The sequence below is a fragment of the Rhizobium sp. SJZ105 genome, assembly GCF_007828365.1.
GTDB lineage: Bacteria > Pseudomonadota > Alphaproteobacteria > Rhizobiales > Rhizobiaceae > Agrobacterium > Agrobacterium tumefaciens.
The window spans coordinates 1-15,898 of sequence record NZ_VIUP01000029.1 but is presented as its reverse complement, the minus strand read 5'-3'; the positions used below and the strand labels follow the sequence as shown (position 1 = coordinate 15,898).

The following is a 15,898-nucleotide window of genomic DNA, read 5'->3' as shown; positions in this document are numbered from 1 at the left end:
CTAGACATCGTTATCACCACCAATTTTCAATAAGTTATGTAATACATACCCGCCAAAAACGCAAGAAACACAGCAGACGCAGGCATGCAACGGCATTAATCCGGCTTATTCCAGTTCTTGTCACAAGAGCAGACGAAGCTGCGGCGTTTTTCTTCCCGGTGCATGTCTACTACACCGGGAAGAGGCATTTTGCGGCTCAGAGGCCGGCGCGCGCAAAACCGTGTTCAACGAGCCGGTCGATTACCTCAGGATAGCTGACGCCGCTTGCCGCCATCGCCTTCGCATACATGCTGATATCGGTGAACCCCGGAATGGTGTTCACCTCGTTGACCAAAAAAGCCATGTCCTCGGTCAGGAAGAAATCGACGCGCGCCATACCGTCGCAACCGAGCGCCCGGAAGGCGAGTGCTGCCGTCTCGCGGATCTTCGTCACAACCTCTGGCGGAAGCTCTGCCGGAACCGTCAGCGCCGCGCCATCGTCGTCGATATATTTCGCATCGTAGCTATAGAAGCCATGGCTTTCGGCCGGGATGATCTCACCCGGGCGAGAGACGAACAGGCCACCCTTGGCGTCCTCGAGCACGCTGCACTCGATCTCGCGGCCGCGGATGAATTCCTCGGCAAGCAGCTTGCGGTCATGCTTGAAGCCCTCCGCGAGCGCCGGCGCAAATTCCTGGTTGCCGGAAACCTTGCGCACGCCGACCGAAGACCCCTGACGCGCCGGCTTAACGAACAGCGGCAAACCCAACGCGATCTCAAGCGTGTCGAAGGACGGCACCCGATCCGCATGCACGGTAACAGCACGCGCCACCGGTAACCCCGCCGCCCGCAGCAGCTGCTTGGCGATATCCTTGTCAAGCGCTGTCGCTGAACCCAGGATGCCGCAGCCAACCAGTGGCACGCGGGCCACCTCCGCCAGTCCCTGCACGGAACCATCCTCGCCGAAAATACCATGCAGAACCGGGAACAGAATATCGATCTTCCCGGCATCGCTCATCCTGCCGCCGTCGATGGCGATCATCCGCCCACGCCCGCCGGGCACCAATGCGATTTCGGTGCCGTTTGCCGGCCTGGCGAGCACGCCATTTTCGAAATGGCTGAGCAGCCACTCGCCTTCCCGCGTCACGAAGATCGGCACCGCCTCGTATTTCGAGGGCTCCAGTGCCCCCACGACATTCGTCGCCGACATGACGGAGACGTCGTGTTCGGCCGAGCGGCCGCCGAAGAGAACGGCGATGCGCAGCTTGCCGCGGGAAGATGTCATGAAAACCCCCAAAATAATCTCGTGTCTAAATAGTCTAAATAGATGTCAGAAGCCGATCGCGATGCCGCGATTGGCAAAGAAGCGGTCGAATATGGCAAGCGGTAGCAGCACATCCGCCTGGCTCGCAGCATCATGACCGGATGGATTGTGGAAACGGACCGTATCAGCCGAGGCTGCCGTCACCAGAATGAGATGCCCGCCTTTTGAGGGCGGCATGCGTTCCGGCCAGCGTATGCCGCTATTGACCGAGGCGATGAAGAACGGGCGTTCAGCGAGCAGACCGGGGATGCTCTCTGTTGCGACACCCGTCATCGTTTCTGCCGAGAGCCCGAAGCGCTCGCCCACATAGGTCACGAAGGGCGCATAGATCAGTCCCTTGATCGAAGCATCCAGCTCGTTGACGACATAGCCGCCATAGGCGGTGCAGGCACGGGCGAGAGCAAGCGTCGGAAGCAGGTCGCCGCGCGCTGCCAGGATCATCTTCAGGCAGGCCATGCCGCAGACATTGACCGCCCAGCGCGCGTATTCCTCGATCGTCTCGGCACCCGATTGCCGCCAGAGCGGATCGCGCAGCAGCGCCGCAGATCCTTCGGCAAGCACGGGCAATGTCATCTCCGGTGTTTCCCACTGACTGAAATAAGGAACGGCGCCTGTTGATAAGGGCATGGCAAAAATCTCCTGAGCGGTATACTCGTATACGAGGTTGCTTGGCATGATCAAGATGATTGCTGTCTCGGAGAAGGTTGGCCATGAACGATTTCGTCGCAATAAATGTTGAAACCATCCGGCCGGAGACCGTGGCGGATCGTATCGCAAGGGTTCTCAGGGAAGCGATTTCCGGTGGAGAGCTTCGCGGTGGCGTCGCGCTCCGACAAGACGAGCTGGCCGCACGATTTGGGTTCAGCCGCATGCCTGTGCGTGATGCCTTGAGGCTTCTGGAAAGCGAGGGCCTCGTAACCATTCACCCGACAAAGGGGGCCTTCGTGGCAAGAATAGATGCCAAGGAGATTGCGGAGATCTATTCCATTCGCTCGCTACTGGAGACGGAAGCCTTGCGCCTATCATATGTAGGGCTGACGACAGCCGATTTGGACAGGGCGGCAACATTTCTCGCCCAGATCGACGCTGAGAAGGATGTGGGACGTTGGGGGACGCTGAATAAGCAGTTCCACATGACACTTTACGGCGCCTGCCAAAATGAGCGGCTCATCGGCCTTATCGCTACCCACCATGATGCAGCCGACCGCTACATACGTGTATTGCTATCCAGCTTGGACTATGAGCAGCAATCGCAGGAGGAGCACCGTGCTCTGCTAAAGGCTTGCAGAGATCGGAATATCGACGCTGCAAGTGCAATTTTGCAGCGTCATTTGCTTGAAGGAAGTCGCAAGCTCAGCACGGCCGCCCAGTCGAGCTAAGGCGGCTCGCCGGTTCAGCGTTCGAGACGGGCGAAAGTACGCTTGACTTAGGAGATTCGCTGCCGTTGAGACGGGTAACAGGTTCATTTTTTGCTCTTGATGAGAGGTGAACCGCTGACCCCCACACCGCGGAAGTAGGAATCTACCCTGACAGACCGTTGCGTTATCACGACCTCTTCGGAAGTTTCGACTTAAAACTATCTTTCGCTTCGGCTGAAAGTGGACAAAGAGTGATTTTAGCTTAACGTCGCGAACGCATAGGGCGGGCTCAAGGTGGATTAGGCGTGGGCTTCTTCGGGACATTTGATAGGCTGCATCACGGTTTTCAACCTCAGCCGGATTGTCACCAATAGGTTGGGGGCCATCGCCCGCGCGGATTATCTCATGCCAGCTGGAACGATGTAACAATGCATGTGCTTCTTTAGAGTGATACGGTACCAGCCGTCCTGGACCTCGTACCCCCGGTGATCGATGACAATATTTACCGTCCGACACGTCACGTCCTATCGTTATAAACGGCCGGTTGAGTTCGGAGAGCACAGACTTTTGTTCAGACCGAGAGACAGTTTCGATCAGACGCTGCTGAGCTCCCGACTCCTCATCGACCCGGAACCGGACTATCTTCGTTGGATCCATGATGTGTTCGGAAACTGCGTCGCAGTCATAGGCTTTGCTCAACCCTCACGTGAGCTCCGCTTCGAAACCGTCATTCGCCTTGACCATACACCCTATGTCGCAATTGATCTGCAAATCGATCAGGACGCTTTGACTTACCCGTTTTCATATGATCCAGACGAAGCGCTGGATCTGGAACGAACCATCCAGCGCCATTACGCTGATCCACATGATCAGGTCGGTAAATGGGCGCGCCAATTCGTGCGAATCGGGCAACCCACTGAAACCGGGCACCTGCTGATGACGTTGTGCTACGCCATCCATGAAAGTTTCATCTATGCCCGACGACAAGAGCATGGAACGCAAGCGCCGACCGAGACGCTGCAGCTTCGCAAGGGAACCTGCCGCGACTTCGCGCTACTTATGATGGAGGCCGCTCGATCACTTGGATTCGCGGCCAGGTTCGTCACGGGCTATATCTACGTTCCAGACCGAGACGGATCAACCACCCTTGGCGGCGGTTCCACCCATGCGTGGTGCCAGATCTATTTGCCGGGCGCCGGTTGGGCTGAGTTCGACCCAACCAACGGTATCGTGGGCAACCATGATCTTATCCGTGTTGGGGTGGCGCGGGATCCGAAGCAGGCAGTTCCTTTGTGGGGAAGTTACGACGGAACAGCCGCTGACTACGAGGGCATGTCAGTCCAGGTCAACGTCACAACGGATGATCGCATCGAAACTGTGCTCAACTGATCGGAACGCATTGCCTATTCCGGCGTTTGCCGCCCAAGCTAGCCTCACGGCAATTCGCCGGCGCAACGGAATTTTATGATGAAGATACCTCGACCGGGTGAACCGACACTTTTTCGCGCCTGCGCCGAACATGCATGATGTTGATTAGTGAGAATGTGTGCTCGCTCGCGGCCTCCGGCATAAACCGCGCTGACCTCTTCGTCACCACCAAGGTCTGGCACGACAAGCTCTCCCCCGATGCCTTGCGACGCTCCTTCGAAACGAGCCTCCGCAAGCTTCGCCTCGACCATATCGATCTCTTCCTCGTGCATTGGCCATCAGCGAAGATGAACATAAGCGCCACGCTCGACGCCATCACCAAACTGAAGGAGGAAGGGTTGGCGCGCCATCGGCGTTTGCAACTTCAACCTGCCATGATCCGGCATGCGATCGAGGAAATCGGCGCCCCCATCGCCGTTCATCAAGTGGAATATCATCCGTTCCTGTCGCACACGCCGATGCTGGATTACCTTCGCCGCAGGGGTATGCCGATGACCGCCTATGCGCCGCTTGCGCAAGGCCGGGCGGCAAAGGATCCCGTTCTCGCTAGGATCGCGCCACCGCAGCCCAGATCGCCATAGCCTGGCTTCTGGATCAGGAAAACGTCATCGCTATCCCCAAAGCCGCTCGCTCGTCCGGCCAGCGAGCCAATCTCGATGCGCTCAACATTCACCTCGACGAGGAGGACCGCGCGGCTATCGCGGCTCTGACGAAGGACGTACGCTACGTTGATCCACTTTTGCTGTAAGCCCACGGTGAAGGCCGTCTTGCGATGACGGCCTGCTGACTGCCAGTCCTAGTGGTAACACCAGGAGTAGTCATATGACGAAGCATCCAATTGAGGTGATCACGTCTGTCGAGCGCCGCCGTCGCTGGTCGCGCGAAGACAAAGAGCGCCTCGTCGCTGCCTGCTTTGAGCCAGACGCGGTCATCTCCGAGATTGCCCGCGCGGCCGGCATCCATGTCAGCCAGTTGTTCCGTTGGCGCAAAGAGCTTTGCCGGATCGAGGAGCCAAGGTCTGATACGGCGACTTTGGTGCCGGTGATCGTATCCGAGGCCGCTTCGACAGTCTCCCCCGCTCAGCCGGAACCACCCACCAAATTCCATCCTCGTCGGAAGCGCAGTGATGTAACAATCGAGCTCGGCCGGGGCCGTCGGGTCCGCGTGGATAGTGATATTGACACGGACGCGCTTGGCCGGATTCTCGATTGCGTATTGGGTCTGCGATGATCTCGGTTCCTGTTGGCGTGAAGGTCTGGCTGGCCACGGGCTATACGGACATGCGCAAGGGCTTCCCCGGTCTGTCGTTGATGGTGCAGGAGGCGCTGAAGCGTGACCCGATGTGTGGACACCTGTTCGTATTCCGCGGTCGCGGCGGTGGCCTGATCAAGGTGATCTGGCATGACGGCCAGGGCGCTTGCCTGTTCACGAAGAAGCTGGAGCGTGGCCGCTTCATCTGGCCGTCAGCAGCCGATGGCACGGTGGTGATCACACCTGCGCAGCTCGGTTATCTGCTGGAAGGTATCGACTGGCGGATGCCGCAAAAGACCTGGCGGCCGACGTCGGCCGGATGAGTAAAAACACTGGAATGACAGGCTCGAATATGATTCCATCCTGTCATGAGCAATACGACTGAAGAGCTTCCGGACGACCTTGCCAGTGCCCTTGCCCTGCTGGCCCAGGAACGCGCTCGACGTGTTGCAGCCGAAGCAGAAGCGGCGACCGCCAAGGCCGAAGCCGCCAGTGCAAAAGCACTCGTATCGCATTCCGAGGCATTGATCGCGCGGCTGAAGCTGGAGATCGACAAGGTTCGCCGTGAACTCTACGGCAGCCGGTCCGAGCGTAAGGCGCGGCTCCTGGAGCAGATGGAACTGCAACTCGAGGAGCTCGAAGCAGACGCCGGTGAAGATGAACTGGCGGCGGAGATCGCAGCCAAAGCTTCAACCGTCAAAGCTTTCGAGCGCAGGCGTCCGTCACGCAAGCCCTTTCCTGAACACCTGCCGCGTGAGCGCGTCGTAATCGCTGCTCCCGCGAATTGCGCCTGCTGCGGCTCCACCAAACTGTCGAAGCTTGGTGAAGACGTTACCGAGACCCTGGAGGTCGTCCCGCGTCAGTGGAAGGTCATCCAGACGGTGCGGGAGAAGTTTACCTGTCGCGAGTGCGAGAAGATCACGCAGCCACCGGCTCCCTTCCATGTAACGCCACGCGGCTTTGCCGGGCCAAACCTGCTGGCGATGATCCTGTTCGAGAAGTTCGCCCAGCACCAGCCGCTCAATCGCCAGAGCGAACGCTATGCCCGCGAGGGCGTCGACATCAGCTTGTCAACGCTGGCCGATCAGGTCGGAGCATGTGCCGCAACGTTGAAGCCACTTCATTGTCTGATCGAAGCGCATGTTCTTGCCGCTGAGCGCCTGCATGGTGACGACACGACAGTGCCGATCCTGGCGAAGGGAAAGACCGATACCGGCCGCATCTGGACCTATGTCCGGGACGATCACCCGTTCGCAGGGCTCTCTCCGCCGGCCGCAATTTACTATGCCTCGCGCGATCGACGGCAGGAGCATTCGGAGCGCCACCTGAAGACCTTCACCGGCATTCTGCAGGCGGACGCCTATGGCGGCTACAATCCACTGTTCAAGGTTGATCGCGATCCAAATCCTCTAAGGCAGGCGTTTTGTTGGGCACACTCGCGGCGTAAGTTCTTCGTGCTCGCCGACATTGCCGCAAATGCCAAGCGTGGAAAGAACGCCGCGCCGATCTCGCCTATGGCGCTCGAAGCCGTCAAACGGATCGACGGCCTGTTCGATATCGAGCGGGAGATCAACGGGCTTACGGCCGATCAACGCATGGAACGTCGCCGCAAGGAAAGCCTGCCGCTCGTCGACAGTCTGCAGGCCTGGCTTCAAAACGAGCGGGCAAAACTGTCGCGCAGTTCTCCGGTCGCCGCGGCGATCGATTACATGCTCAAGCGTTGGGATGGCTTCACATCATTCCTGGAGGATGGCCGGATTTGCCTCACGAACAACGCCGCGGAGCGAGCCCTGCGAGGCTTCGCACTCGGTAGGAAGTCCTGGCTCTTCGCCGGATCAGACCGCGGCGCGGATCGTGCAGCCTTCATGGCCACGTTGATCATGACGGCAAAGCTCAACGACATCGATCCGCAGGCGTGGCTGGCCGACGTTCTTGCCCGCATCGCCGACACGCCGATTACCAGGCTGGAGCAGTTGCTTCCGTGGAATTGGACGCCGCCGACCGTCAACGCTCAAGCTGCCTGACCTGTGGCCTTCACCGGAGGCTTACCTTTTGCTCCAGACTGGGAGGCTGCAACACTCTGAAATGGGTGGTCCTTAATCTCGGGCTACGCTCAGGATACCCCTCGATCTAGCCGAGCAACCTGCGCTGGTTGGAGCCAAGGCTATTGGCAGGAGCGACCGAAATGGGGCACGCATAGCTGCCTAAGCCTTCGCAGCTTGTAATGCTGTCGCCTTGATGGGAGCCGAACTGACGACCATGAGATATCAGATAAGAAAAACAAAGCGAATCAGCCTGCATTGATCACTTAGTGTCGGAAACGCATGATTGACCCGGCACTTTCATGCAGGGTCAATCATGCTAGGCGGTCAGGGTCAATTTTTATGGGGACAACTCCTCCAGAACCCTACCCTTGGTTTCCACTGCGAACACGGCCGTTACTAGCGCTCCAACGACTAATATGACTGCGAATGCGCCGAAAACATATTGAATACCCATTGATGACATCACCCAGCCAACGGCAATCGGCCCCGCTGACGACCCAAGGCGTAGCCAAGCGCTGCCTGTCCCGGTGCCAATGGCACGCAGACGGGTCGGGTAAATTTCTGCCGAATAGAGGTACAGCGAAAACGTCACCGTCTGTAGGATGGCATAGGCCAGTCCGGCAAGGATAAGAACCTGCGTTGCCGATGTGGCCCCCAACCAGGCGAGAACGACGAGCGGAATGGGTGCGATCAGCAGCGCTCCCACATACCAACGCTTGCGTCCAACCTTATCGATGAGCAGTGCGCAGATAATCGCTGCGATCACACCGCCGACTGACGTCATGAAGCCGTAAAATATACTGGTTTCGAGCGGCAGGTTAAAGGTTTGCCGATACAGGGTCGGGAGCCATGTAATCGTGCCATTGGCGACCATATAGGCACAGAACCACATAGCCCAGATAGACAGCGTGCGCTTGAGATAGATGCCCTGGAACAGTTCACGCCAGTCGGATTTGCGGTGCAAGGGAGCCGCTACGATCTTTGGTTCAGGCAACTCGTGACCAGACGAGCGTGCGCTGTTTTCAAATTTGGTCACGATTCTGTCGGCTTCCTCATAGCGCCCGTTGACAACCAGCCAGCGGGGGGATTCGTGCAGGAACCAACGCAGCGGGATCATCAGGAGCGCAGGAACAAGGCCGACCACAAACATGGCTTTCCAGCCATAAACTGGCACCATAAAGTATCCAATCAATCCCGCACCAACGAGGCCGAGTAAAAACATCACTTCGTACAGAAGAAAGAAACGACCGCGCCCTTTGGAGCCAATCAGTTCATTGATGTAGGCGCTGGCCACAGGAACTTCACCACCCGTTCCAATTCCCTGAACAAATCGAAAAGCCATCATCATTCCAGCGCCGGCTGCGAAGAGGCAAGCGATGTCCATGCTGACGAAAAGCAGGATCGTAAACAGCAGGACCTTGAGACGTCCAATCTTTTCCGCCAACCAGCCGAAGCACACCGCTCCGATGAGTTGTCCCAGATAACCCATAGACAGGATCATGCCGGTCTGGCCGGGCGTGAGATTCCATTCACGGACCAGAACCGGCATGGCATAGGCGATTGCGATGACCGTATAACCATCGAAAAATGTTGCAGCACCAACGATGTTACGAGCCCAGAAAACTTCGCGGGTTACCGGAAGTCGTTCAAGGCGTGCACTGATTTCAGCTTGCGGATCGACGAGCAGCGTAGACGCCGTCAACCTTTGTTCCATGTTCATGATTTCCTCCCTTTGCCTGGCCCACTCCCGGCCTGGCGTCGAACCTGACGGATTGATCGTCTCAGCTTCCGGAATCGTCCGCGGCGATAGTCGGAAGGCATCGCTCATATCGGTGAGGCATGCACGTCGTTACGAACGTGCGATTGCGGCACGTCACCCCCGATGTGCAGCAATATCCCCTCCCCTTGTTTCAACAGCCCCTGCCTTTCAGGCAGGGGCTGTTGTTATTATTCTGCCGCCATCAGTTGGTCGACACGGCCGATACCAGCAGCGTCGAAGGCGGCGAAGATTTCAGCTTCAGCCTTTTCGCCAAGATTCTTGAGCGGCTCGCGGATGGTTGCATGGTCCAGCACGCCACGGTGAACGAGACCAAGTTTCAGCGCAACGGTACCCTCCATGTGAGAGCCTCTGTGATACACGGCGCGCGTGACGGGAAGCAAACGTTCGAATATCTTTCGGGCTTCAGGGTAGTTCTGTGCCTTACCAGCATTGATCAGGTCGATCAGCAGTTCCGGTGCGATATTGCCGTAGCCGACGAGCAAACCATCGACATCAAACATGGTCGGCAACAACCACTCGTCATGGCAACTCAAGACCTGAAGTTTCGGATTGGCCTTTTTCAGTTCCGGGATTTCAACGTACCAGCGCTTCATATTGCGCACGCCGTTCTTGGTTGCGACGACCCCTTCCTGGGTCGCGATCGCAAGCTGGGTATCAAGATCATAGGAGGCTTTGGTCACATCAGGATATTGGAACAGAATGCATTGCAGACCGGATTCCTCCCAGATCGCCTTGTAACGATCTTGCGGTGCGCCTTTTTGAAAACCAAAGCGAAGCCAGCCATGGTTTGGATAGACGAGCGCGCCTGTCGCGCCGGCAGCCTTGCACTTCTTTGCCTCTTGTGCGGCAACCCTCGTTCCTTCACCGGTGATGCCGGCAATGATTGGGATGCGACCATCGACAGCGTCGACATATGTGTGGATGAGCTTGAGACGCTCTTCTTCCGTCAGGAATGTGCCTTCACCGGCGTGGCCGAGAATAACTAAGCTCTTCACGCCATCCATTCCGGCAAGCCATTTGGCAATGCGGGCATTAGCGGCGTAATCGACCTCGCCGTCACGAGTAAATGCAGTGACCGGCGCCGGGCTCAGGCCTCTCATGTCCATTGCTTGCATGGGATATCTCCTCCTCAGATAGCCACTGTCCGCCTCGCGACCAGTGGTGGGATCGTTAATGGGAACGTTCCCACTATCGAGCTGGATTTTACTGGAGTCAATAGTTTTTTTGATGCATGTTCACCCCTAGCGAATGTGAGGGTACCGTGGCGCGGAAAACAGAAATGAAATCAGAGGTCAAAGAGACGGGTCGCCAAACGCGCATAACCATCCACGATGTTGCGTCTGCTGCAGGCGTGTCAAAGTCGACGGTGTCGCGCATTTTAGATGAACGTTTGCCTCAGTCCGACAACGCCACATCCCGGCGAGTGCGCAAAGTCGCAGAGGATATGGGCTATATGCGCGACGTCTCGGCAGCGAGCCTCAGGCGCGGCAATACCATGACGGTTGGTGTGATCGTGCCTCGGTTGACGGATACTGTTATGGCGATGCTGTATGAAGCACTGGCCAAGGCGTGCAGCAAAACGGGACGCTTCGCCATTGTCGCTACGACCGACGACAAGCCTAAAGCTGACAGGCTTGCGGCAGAGTCTCTTCTCAAAAGAGGCGTGGACGGATTGATCTTGTCGACAGCCCGCGAGGACGACGATTTCCCAGAGGTACTCACTGCTCGAGGGATACCTTTTGTTTTAGCTCTCCGCAGTGATGGTCGAAGCCTTTCCTCTGTCGGTGACGATCGATTGGGTGGATATCTCGCAACACGACATCTGCTGGATCTGGGGCATCGACGCATCGGTGTAATCGCCGGACCGTCCTATGCTTCCAGCTCACTTGGACGTGTCGAAGGTTATCGCCGGGCTCTTGAAGAGGCAGGGATCGCTGTCCGCCTGGATTACATCATCCCCTCGACGTTCGGTATCGATGCTGGCGCGGATGCAGCACAGCAGCTTATGCGCCTAGATGATCGTCCTACGGCAATCTTCGCCGTGAACGACAACACCGCAATCGGGGCCTTGTCCGGTCTGTCGCGTATGGGGCTGTCTGTGCCTGACGATATTTCCGTTGTCGGATACAACGACATTCCCATCGTCAGCCACCTTCCAACACCACTAACGACGCTGCGTGTACCTTTTGATCAGATTGCTTCGAGTGCTCTGGATCTTCTGGCGAGCGGAACAATTTCAAGCGAAGATCGAATCCGCATCTCCGCTCCAACGCTCATTCCCAGAAAGAGCTCGACCAAACCTCGCTCTTGATGAGATTCGCACTTACGACCAATATGTTATAAATTCGGCGAAGTGGTTGGTTAGAAAGAATCTCCCGCCCAATCTTCATGGTTGTGCCGTATGCGGATGATGAATACGCTCCCGTCTTCAATGATGCGGTACACGACAAGGTGAGCTTTGAAAGGATGGATCCTGACAGGAGGAGAAATCTCATGGCGTTCGCGTGCCATTCTTGGGTTGGTGGCGATGAGCTCGAGCAAGGCAAAAAGCTCATCGTGATATTGTCTGGCGACTAGTGCTCCGAAGATGCGGATACCTTCTTCTGCAATGGAAATAATATCCTCTTCCGCTTGGACAGATAGGCTAAATGGCATTAAGCGCGTCCGCGGCTTATGTCAGCTCGAGAAGTGGCTAAAGCAAACAACTCTTCCGTTGAACGGCTCCCAACTCCGCTTCTGATCCCGTCGTCGACAAATCGCTGCATCTCGGCAATCTTATCCGTACGCGCTTGGTCTCTGCGGATCAGGTCCCGGACATAATCGCTCGCGTTCGAGTATCGACCAGTCTTGGCCTGTGCTTCAACCCAATCTTTCATGGGGTCTGGCAGGGATACATTCATCGTCGCCATTCGAGTCTCCTTAATGCCTCAACATACTCGCTGATGGCAAAGTTTGTCAAACTAATGATTAGGTCGCAATTACAGCACGTTGAAAGGATATGAACCAGCGACCCTGCTAATCAATTTTCCTCGGTTGGGAGATTGTCTTACCAAAGCAATTTCTTGGCACGATTTGAATGAGATCGACCAGCCCTCTTCATCTCATCGCGCCAGCTAGCATCACTGATTGAAGCGCGGTGCGGAAATTAAGCACGATAAAATCCGCATAATTGCGGAGAGTAAACTTGCTATTCTCCGCATCCGATATCCCTCTTGTTCCCAATTTGGGAATATGGTAGACAAAGATTATGCAGATCATCGCCAAGTCTACATTGAGACAATTCTGGGAGCTTCACACTCACACCGAGACGCCCCTGAAAACGTGGCACGCGATGGTCAGCAAAGCCGAATGGGCGACGCCGGCCGATGTGAAGGCAACATTCGGCGCGACGGTAGATTTCGTTTCCGACAATCGCATCATTTTCGACATATCGGGCAACAAATACCGGCTCATTGTCCACGTCGCCTACCCCTACAAACGAGTACTGATCAAGTTCATCGGCACTCACAAGGAATATGACCAGATTAACCCGGAGACAGTGTAATGGACAACATCCGCGCCATCAGAAACGATGATGACCTCGCATGGGCCATTGCAGAGGTCAGTCAGTATTTCGATAACCCGCCCGATCCTTTCAGTACCGATGGTATGCGCTTCGATGTCCTTTCCGATCTCATCGAAGCGTACGAAGACAAGCACTACCCCATCGATGCACCCGAGCCGATTGAACTTATCAAGGCCCACATGGAGCTGACAGGACGCAGCCAGAGTGACCTCGCGACGCTGTTCGCTTCTCGTTCTCGTGCATCTGAAGTGCTGAACAAAAAGCGTGCTCTGACTGTCGAAATGATTCACCGGCTGCACAAGGAATGGGGAATTCCTGCCGATTGCCTTGTTGAGCCTTATCATCTTGACGGTCCGGAACTGAAGTCCGCCTGACGACTGCCAGCGTCATTCCAGAATTCCAGCTAACGCCCGGAGACCAGTCATGATCAACGCCGACGTTATCAAGGAATTCTAAGAGATGCGTACAACAAAGGCGCGCTCGATCTGGGCGTGGGCAGGAAATTTCTCGAGGGTTTCCTCAGGATATTCGCTGGCGAGCACGAAGCCATCCAGGCTGTCGCTTATGCGTCATACCTCGATGAGGATGAGCAGGCGGCGTTGTTGCCGTTGGCGCGGATAACGCCAGAAAGCGCCAGCCATTATCACGCATGGCACCGCCGCATCGAAAAGTCCAACTAAGGCCAGCGCGGCTCGTAAGACGAAAACAAATCCATGTTTGAGGTCAGGGAACGAATTCGAGATGGACAAGATACTATATTACCTGCGAGTGTATTTGATAGGCTATGATGGCAAATTGATGCCACGCTCACTTCGCACGCTTCTCGCTCGTTCTGAAATCCACAACGCATGGCTCCTTGGTTATATGGGTTTCTTTGAACAGGATGGAATGTCACGTTGTTTGCTTAATCCCCGACAAGGCGTTTGCCGATGAGCTTACGCAGTTGCGCCGGTCACGACTTTCCAATGCGCCATTGCGCGGATGAGATGAATGTGGGTGGCTAGGGCTGAGCGTTTCTGATGTGGCGGCACGAAGAGATTTCTGACTGCTGAGAAGACCGGGATAAAACGTTGCAAGCCGCCGACGGAACGGAGGCCCTGCAACATCCGCTCTCGTTTTCGAAGCGGCACGTGAGAATTCTCCGCGCGATTGTTCAGGCCCTTGTGAGATCGATGTTCGACGCCGGGCATTACATCCCGCCTTGCTGCTCCGTATGAGCGCAGTTTGTCGCTGACGATGCGCTCGGCGACAGGCCCTGCTTCTTCAGCACCCTGACCAGCAATCGCTTGGCTGCCTTGGTATCGTGGCCTGAACTGCCCCCCATTTCGACCGGACAGTCGGCATAAGCAGAAAGGCTCAAGCACAGGCTTGAGGACAGGCTTATGTCTAACGAGTATCGACACGTTGAATTGCTGACGGGTGATGTTCGCCGCAGGCGGTGGACAACTGAGCAGAAGCTGACAATCATTGAGCAGAGTTTCGAACCTGGCGAGACGGTGTCTTCCACCGCTCGCCGTCATGGCGTTGCGCCCAATCTGCTTTACCGGTGGCGCAGGCTCTTGAGTGAGGGAGGTGCTGCAGCCGTGGATTCTGACGAGCCGGTTGTCGGCAATTCGGAAGTGAAGAAGCTGGAGGATCGTGTCCGCGAGCTGGAGCGCATGCTCGGCCGCAAGACGATGGAGGTCGAAATACTCCGCGAAGCCTTATCCAAAGCAGACTCAAAAAAACGGATATCGCGGCCGATCTTGTTGCCGAAGGACGGTTCCCGATGAAGGCCGTCGCCGACACGCTGGGCGTATCCCGTTCCAACCTCGTCGAGCGGCTGAAAGGCAGATCAAAGCCGCGCGGAGCCTACCACAAGGCCGAGGATGCAGAACTTCTCCCCGCCATTCGCAGGCTGGTGGATCAAAGGCCAACCTATGGCTATCGGCGGATCGCCGCGCTCCTCAATCGCGAGAGGCGAGCCGCCGATGAGCCTGTCGTCAACGCCAAGCGGGTTCATCGCATCATGGGCAACCACGCCATGCTGCTGGAGAAGCATACGGCCGTTCGCAAGGGCCGCCTCCACGACGGCAAGGTGATGGTGATGCGCTCGAATCTGCGCTGGTGCTCGGACGGTCTGGAGTTCACTTGCTGGAATGGCGAGGTCATCCGTCTCGCCTTCATCATCGACGCCTTCGACCGGGAGATCATCGCCTGGACGGCGGTCGCCAACGCGGGCATCTCCGGCTCTGACGTGCGCGACATGATGCTGGAGGCGGTCGAGAAGCGGTTCGCAGCCACCCGAGCCCCACAAGCCATCGAGCATCTCTCGGACAATGGTTCTGCTTACACCGCGAGGGACACAAGGCTCTTTGCCCAGGCGCTCAATCTGACGCCTTGCTTCACGCCGGTGGCCAGTCCGCAGTCGAACGGCATGTCGGAAGCCTTCGTCAAAACGTTGAAGCGGGACTATATTCGGATATCAGCTCTACCGGACGCCGAAACAGCGCTCCGGCTCATCGACGGATGGATCGAGGACTACAACGAAATCCATCCCCATTCCGCGCTCAAGATGGCTTCCCCTCGGCAGTTCATCAGGGCTAAATCAAACTAGCCGACATGTCCGGTGAAACGGGGTGCATGTATGGACGGCCTCCGCTTGGCAAGAGCTTTTGGTGTGGTAGCAACTTGGTCGGGTGCAGGCATGTATACGGCCTTCGAATGCGGCCTTCGATGCCGCTGGCCCTGATGAATTCCGCAAGTCTGTTCCCATACACTCCAACGAGCTGGTGAGCACATCACCCCAATGTCGGGCTTACAGACCCCGGTTCGACCGTTCGCATCACACCATTTGCACCTCACCAATCTTTAAAAGCTCGAGCTCCCTGTATCAGGCCGGGATTGATCGAAACCGCTCTCCCGAAACCATGATTGCCCAGGCGATCCTTGCCATCTTATTGGCTAACGCCACAGCGACGACATTGTACGGCTTACGGACCAGCAAATCGGCCGCCCACTTCTTCGGGCCCGTTCCTTCTTTGCGACTGAAGCGCAACACGGCATGAGCGCCTATGACAAGAAGCTTGCGCACATAGGGATCGCCTTGTTTGCTGATCCGTCCCAACCTCTCCTTACCGCCACTCGAATTCTGTCGTGGCACAAGCCCAAGCCAGGCCGCCATTTGCC

At 56.8% G+C, this 15,898-nt stretch carries 19 protein-coding genes and 1 pseudogene; 12 read left to right on the top strand and 8 right to left on the bottom strand.

Annotation, left to right across the window (positions count from 1 at the left end; all coding sequences use genetic code 11):
* Window positions 1-196: 196 nt before the first annotated feature.
* Together FB593_RS27090 and FB593_RS27085 are read right to left on the bottom strand one after the other, a co-directional pair.
* Complete coding sequence (locus FB593_RS27090; protein WP_145167623.1) at window positions 197-1,264, bottom strand: D-alanine--D-alanine ligase family protein; 1,068 nt, start codon at window positions 1,262-1,264, stop codon at window positions 197-199.
* A 45-nt stretch (window positions 1,265-1,309) separates the two neighbouring features.
* Window positions 1,310-1,930, bottom strand: coding sequence for a C39 family peptidase (locus FB593_RS27085; RefSeq protein ID WP_186448004.1), 621 nt, complete (start codon window positions 1,928-1,930; stop codon window positions 1,310-1,312).
* Window positions 1,931-2,013: 83 nt separating this feature from the next.
* On the opposite strand from FB593_RS27085, the gene FB593_RS27080 reads away from it, so the two are divergent.
* The 7 genes from FB593_RS27080 to tnpC all read left to right on the top strand — a co-directional run bounded on the left by FB593_RS27080 (window position 2,014) and on the right by tnpC (window position 7,364).
* Entirely contained in the window at window positions 2,014-2,682 is a 669-nt protein-coding gene (locus tag FB593_RS27080; protein ID WP_112361298.1) for a GntR family transcriptional regulator, read from the top strand.
* Between the two features lie 471 nt (window positions 2,683-3,153).
* Entirely contained in the window at window positions 3,154-4,050 is an 897-nt protein-coding gene (locus FB593_RS27075; RefSeq protein ID WP_145167621.1) for a transglutaminase family protein, read from the top strand.
* A 134-nt stretch (window positions 4,051-4,184) separates the two neighbouring features.
* On the top strand, window positions 4,185-4,670 hold the full coding sequence (locus FB593_RS27070; RefSeq protein ID WP_321186352.1) for an aldo/keto reductase: 486 nt from the start codon (window positions 4,185-4,187) through the stop codon (window positions 4,668-4,670).
* The gene (locus tag FB593_RS28115) at window positions 4,661-4,837 is read left to right on the top strand and encodes a hypothetical protein (RefSeq protein ID WP_414896273.1); all 177 of its coding nucleotides are present in this window, start codon (window positions 4,661-4,663) and stop codon (window positions 4,835-4,837) included. Before FB593_RS27070 ends, FB593_RS28115 begins: the two co-directional genes overlap by 10 nt.
* Window positions 4,838-4,911: 74 nt before the next feature.
* Window positions 4,912-5,319, top strand: a complete 408-nt coding sequence (tnpA, locus tag FB593_RS27065; RefSeq protein ID WP_145167619.1) for an IS66-like element accessory protein TnpA — start codon at window positions 4,912-4,914, stop codon at window positions 5,317-5,319.
* Window positions 5,316-5,663 carry an IS66 family insertion sequence element accessory protein TnpB gene (gene tnpB, locus FB593_RS27060; protein ID WP_003517427.1) on the top strand — a complete coding sequence of 116 codons (348 nt, stop codon included), beginning with the start codon at window positions 5,316-5,318 and terminating at the stop codon, window positions 5,661-5,663. The genes tnpA and tnpB overlap by 4 nt, the downstream gene beginning before the upstream one ends.
* A gap of 45 nt (window positions 5,664-5,708) precedes the next feature.
* Window positions 5,709-7,364 (top strand): IS66 family transposase, encoded by a 1,656-nt coding sequence (gene tnpC, locus FB593_RS27055; RefSeq protein WP_145167617.1) that lies wholly within the window; start codon window positions 5,709-5,711, stop codon window positions 7,362-7,364.
* Between the two features lie 358 nt (window positions 7,365-7,722).
* On the opposite strand, the gene FB593_RS27050 is transcribed toward tnpC, so the two are convergent.
* Both FB593_RS27050 and FB593_RS27045 read right to left on the bottom strand, forming a co-directional pair.
* Window positions 7,723-9,105, bottom strand: coding sequence for an MFS transporter (locus FB593_RS27050; protein ID WP_145167615.1), 1,383 nt, complete (start codon window positions 9,103-9,105; stop codon window positions 7,723-7,725).
* Window positions 9,106-9,332: 227 nt separating this feature from the next.
* Complete coding sequence (locus FB593_RS27045; RefSeq protein ID WP_003519114.1) at window positions 9,333-10,280, bottom strand: dihydrodipicolinate synthase family protein; 948 nt, start codon at window positions 10,278-10,280, stop codon at window positions 9,333-9,335.
* A gap of 164 nt (window positions 10,281-10,444) precedes the next feature.
* Here FB593_RS27045 and FB593_RS27040 point away from each other — a divergent pair, with 164 nt between their 5' ends.
* Window positions 10,445-11,476 (top strand): LacI family DNA-binding transcriptional regulator, encoded by a 1,032-nt coding sequence (locus FB593_RS27040; protein ID WP_145167613.1) that lies wholly within the window; start codon window positions 10,445-10,447, stop codon window positions 11,474-11,476.
* Window positions 11,477-11,526: 50 nt separating this feature from the next.
* Here the strand turns inward: FB593_RS27040 and FB593_RS27035 are convergent, their stop codons facing one another.
* Together FB593_RS27035 and FB593_RS27030 are read right to left on the bottom strand one after the other, a co-directional pair.
* Complete coding sequence (locus FB593_RS27035; RefSeq protein WP_145167611.1) at window positions 11,527-11,820, bottom strand: type II toxin-antitoxin system RelE/ParE family toxin; 294 nt, start codon at window positions 11,818-11,820, stop codon at window positions 11,527-11,529.
* Window positions 11,820-12,074, bottom strand: a complete 255-nt coding sequence (locus FB593_RS27030) for a type II toxin-antitoxin system ParD family antitoxin (protein WP_013637268.1) — start codon at window positions 12,072-12,074, stop codon at window positions 11,820-11,822. The genes FB593_RS27035 and FB593_RS27030 overlap by 1 nt, the downstream gene beginning before the upstream one ends.
* Before the next feature lie 338 nt (window positions 12,075-12,412).
* Here FB593_RS27030 and FB593_RS27025 point away from each other — a divergent pair, with 338 nt between their 5' ends.
* From FB593_RS27025 to FB593_RS27015, 3 genes are all read left to right on the top strand, one after another.
* The gene (locus tag FB593_RS27025; protein ID WP_112157613.1) at window positions 12,413-12,709 is read left to right on the top strand and encodes a type II toxin-antitoxin system HigB family toxin; all 297 of its coding nucleotides are present in this window, start codon (window positions 12,413-12,415) and stop codon (window positions 12,707-12,709) included.
* The gene (locus FB593_RS27020) at window positions 12,709-13,104 is read left to right on the top strand and encodes a helix-turn-helix domain-containing protein (RefSeq protein ID WP_038497213.1); all 396 of its coding nucleotides are present in this window, start codon (window positions 12,709-12,711) and stop codon (window positions 13,102-13,104) included. The genes FB593_RS27025 and FB593_RS27020 overlap by 1 nt, the downstream gene beginning before the upstream one ends.
* 117 nt (window positions 13,105-13,221) lie before the next feature.
* On the top strand, window positions 13,222-13,410 hold the full coding sequence (locus FB593_RS27015) for a hypothetical protein (protein WP_112157615.1): 189 nt from the start codon (window positions 13,222-13,224) through the stop codon (window positions 13,408-13,410).
* Window positions 13,411-13,665: 255 nt separating this feature from the next.
* Here the strand turns inward: FB593_RS27015 and FB593_RS27005 are convergent.
* A pseudogene (locus FB593_RS27005) lies at window positions 13,666-14,033 on the bottom strand (DDE-type integrase/transposase/recombinase); the annotation flags it as partial.
* Window positions 14,034-14,112: 79 nt separating this feature from the next.
* Here FB593_RS27005 and FB593_RS27000 point away from each other — a divergent pair.
* Window positions 14,113-15,326 (top strand): IS3 family transposase gene (locus tag FB593_RS27000; RefSeq protein WP_145167607.1). Its coding sequence is split into 2 segments (ribosomal slippage): window positions 14,113-14,449 and window positions 14,449-15,326, totalling 1,215 coding nucleotides; the frame shifts between segments, so codons are not numbered across the junction.
* 276 nt (window positions 15,327-15,602) lie between these two features.
* On the opposite strand, the gene FB593_RS26995 is transcribed toward FB593_RS27000, so the two are convergent.
* The coding region (locus FB593_RS26995; protein ID WP_145167605.1) for a transposase at window positions 15,603-15,898 on the bottom strand (296 nt) is incomplete at its 5' end.

Bases quoted from the DNA above. Each gene is read 5' to 3' on its own strand.
- FB593_RS27090 (WP_145167623.1), bottom strand. From the start codon at position 1,264: ATGACATCTTCCCGCGGCAAGCTGCGCATCGCCGTTCTCTTCGGCGGC.
- FB593_RS27085 (WP_186448004.1), bottom strand. From the start codon at position 1,930: ATGCCCTTATCAACAGGCGCCGTTCCTTATTTCAGTCAGTGGGAAACA.
- FB593_RS27080 (WP_112361298.1), top strand. From the start codon at position 2,014: ATGAACGATTTCGTCGCAATAAATGTTGAAACCATCCGGCCGGAGACC.
- FB593_RS27075 (WP_145167621.1), top strand. From the start codon at position 3,154: ATGACAATATTTACCGTCCGACACGTCACGTCCTATCGTTATAAACGG.
- FB593_RS27070 (WP_321186352.1), top strand. From the start codon at position 4,185: ATGATGTTGATTAGTGAGAATGTGTGCTCGCTCGCGGCCTCCGGCATA.
- tnpA (WP_145167619.1), top strand. From the start codon at position 4,912: ATGACGAAGCATCCAATTGAGGTGATCACGTCTGTCGAGCGCCGCCGT.
- tnpB (WP_003517427.1), top strand. From the start codon at position 5,316: ATGATCTCGGTTCCTGTTGGCGTGAAGGTCTGGCTGGCCACGGGCTAT.
- tnpC (WP_145167617.1), top strand. From the start codon at position 5,709: ATGAGCAATACGACTGAAGAGCTTCCGGACGACCTTGCCAGTGCCCTT.
- FB593_RS27050 (WP_145167615.1), bottom strand. From the start codon at position 9,105: ATGAACATGGAACAAAGGTTGACGGCGTCTACGCTGCTCGTCGATCCG.
- FB593_RS27045 (WP_003519114.1), bottom strand. From the start codon at position 10,280: ATGCAAGCAATGGACATGAGAGGCCTGAGCCCGGCGCCGGTCACTGCA.
- FB593_RS27040 (WP_145167613.1), top strand. From the start codon at position 10,445: ATGAAATCAGAGGTCAAAGAGACGGGTCGCCAAACGCGCATAACCATC.
- FB593_RS27035 (WP_145167611.1), bottom strand. From the start codon at position 11,820: ATGCCATTTAGCCTATCTGTCCAAGCGGAAGAGGATATTATTTCCATT.
- FB593_RS27030 (WP_013637268.1), bottom strand. From the start codon at position 12,074: ATGGCGACGATGAATGTATCCCTGCCAGACCCCATGAAAGATTGGGTT.
- FB593_RS27025 (WP_112157613.1), top strand. From the start codon at position 12,413: ATGCAGATCATCGCCAAGTCTACATTGAGACAATTCTGGGAGCTTCAC.
- FB593_RS27020 (WP_038497213.1), top strand. From the start codon at position 12,709: ATGGACAACATCCGCGCCATCAGAAACGATGATGACCTCGCATGGGCC.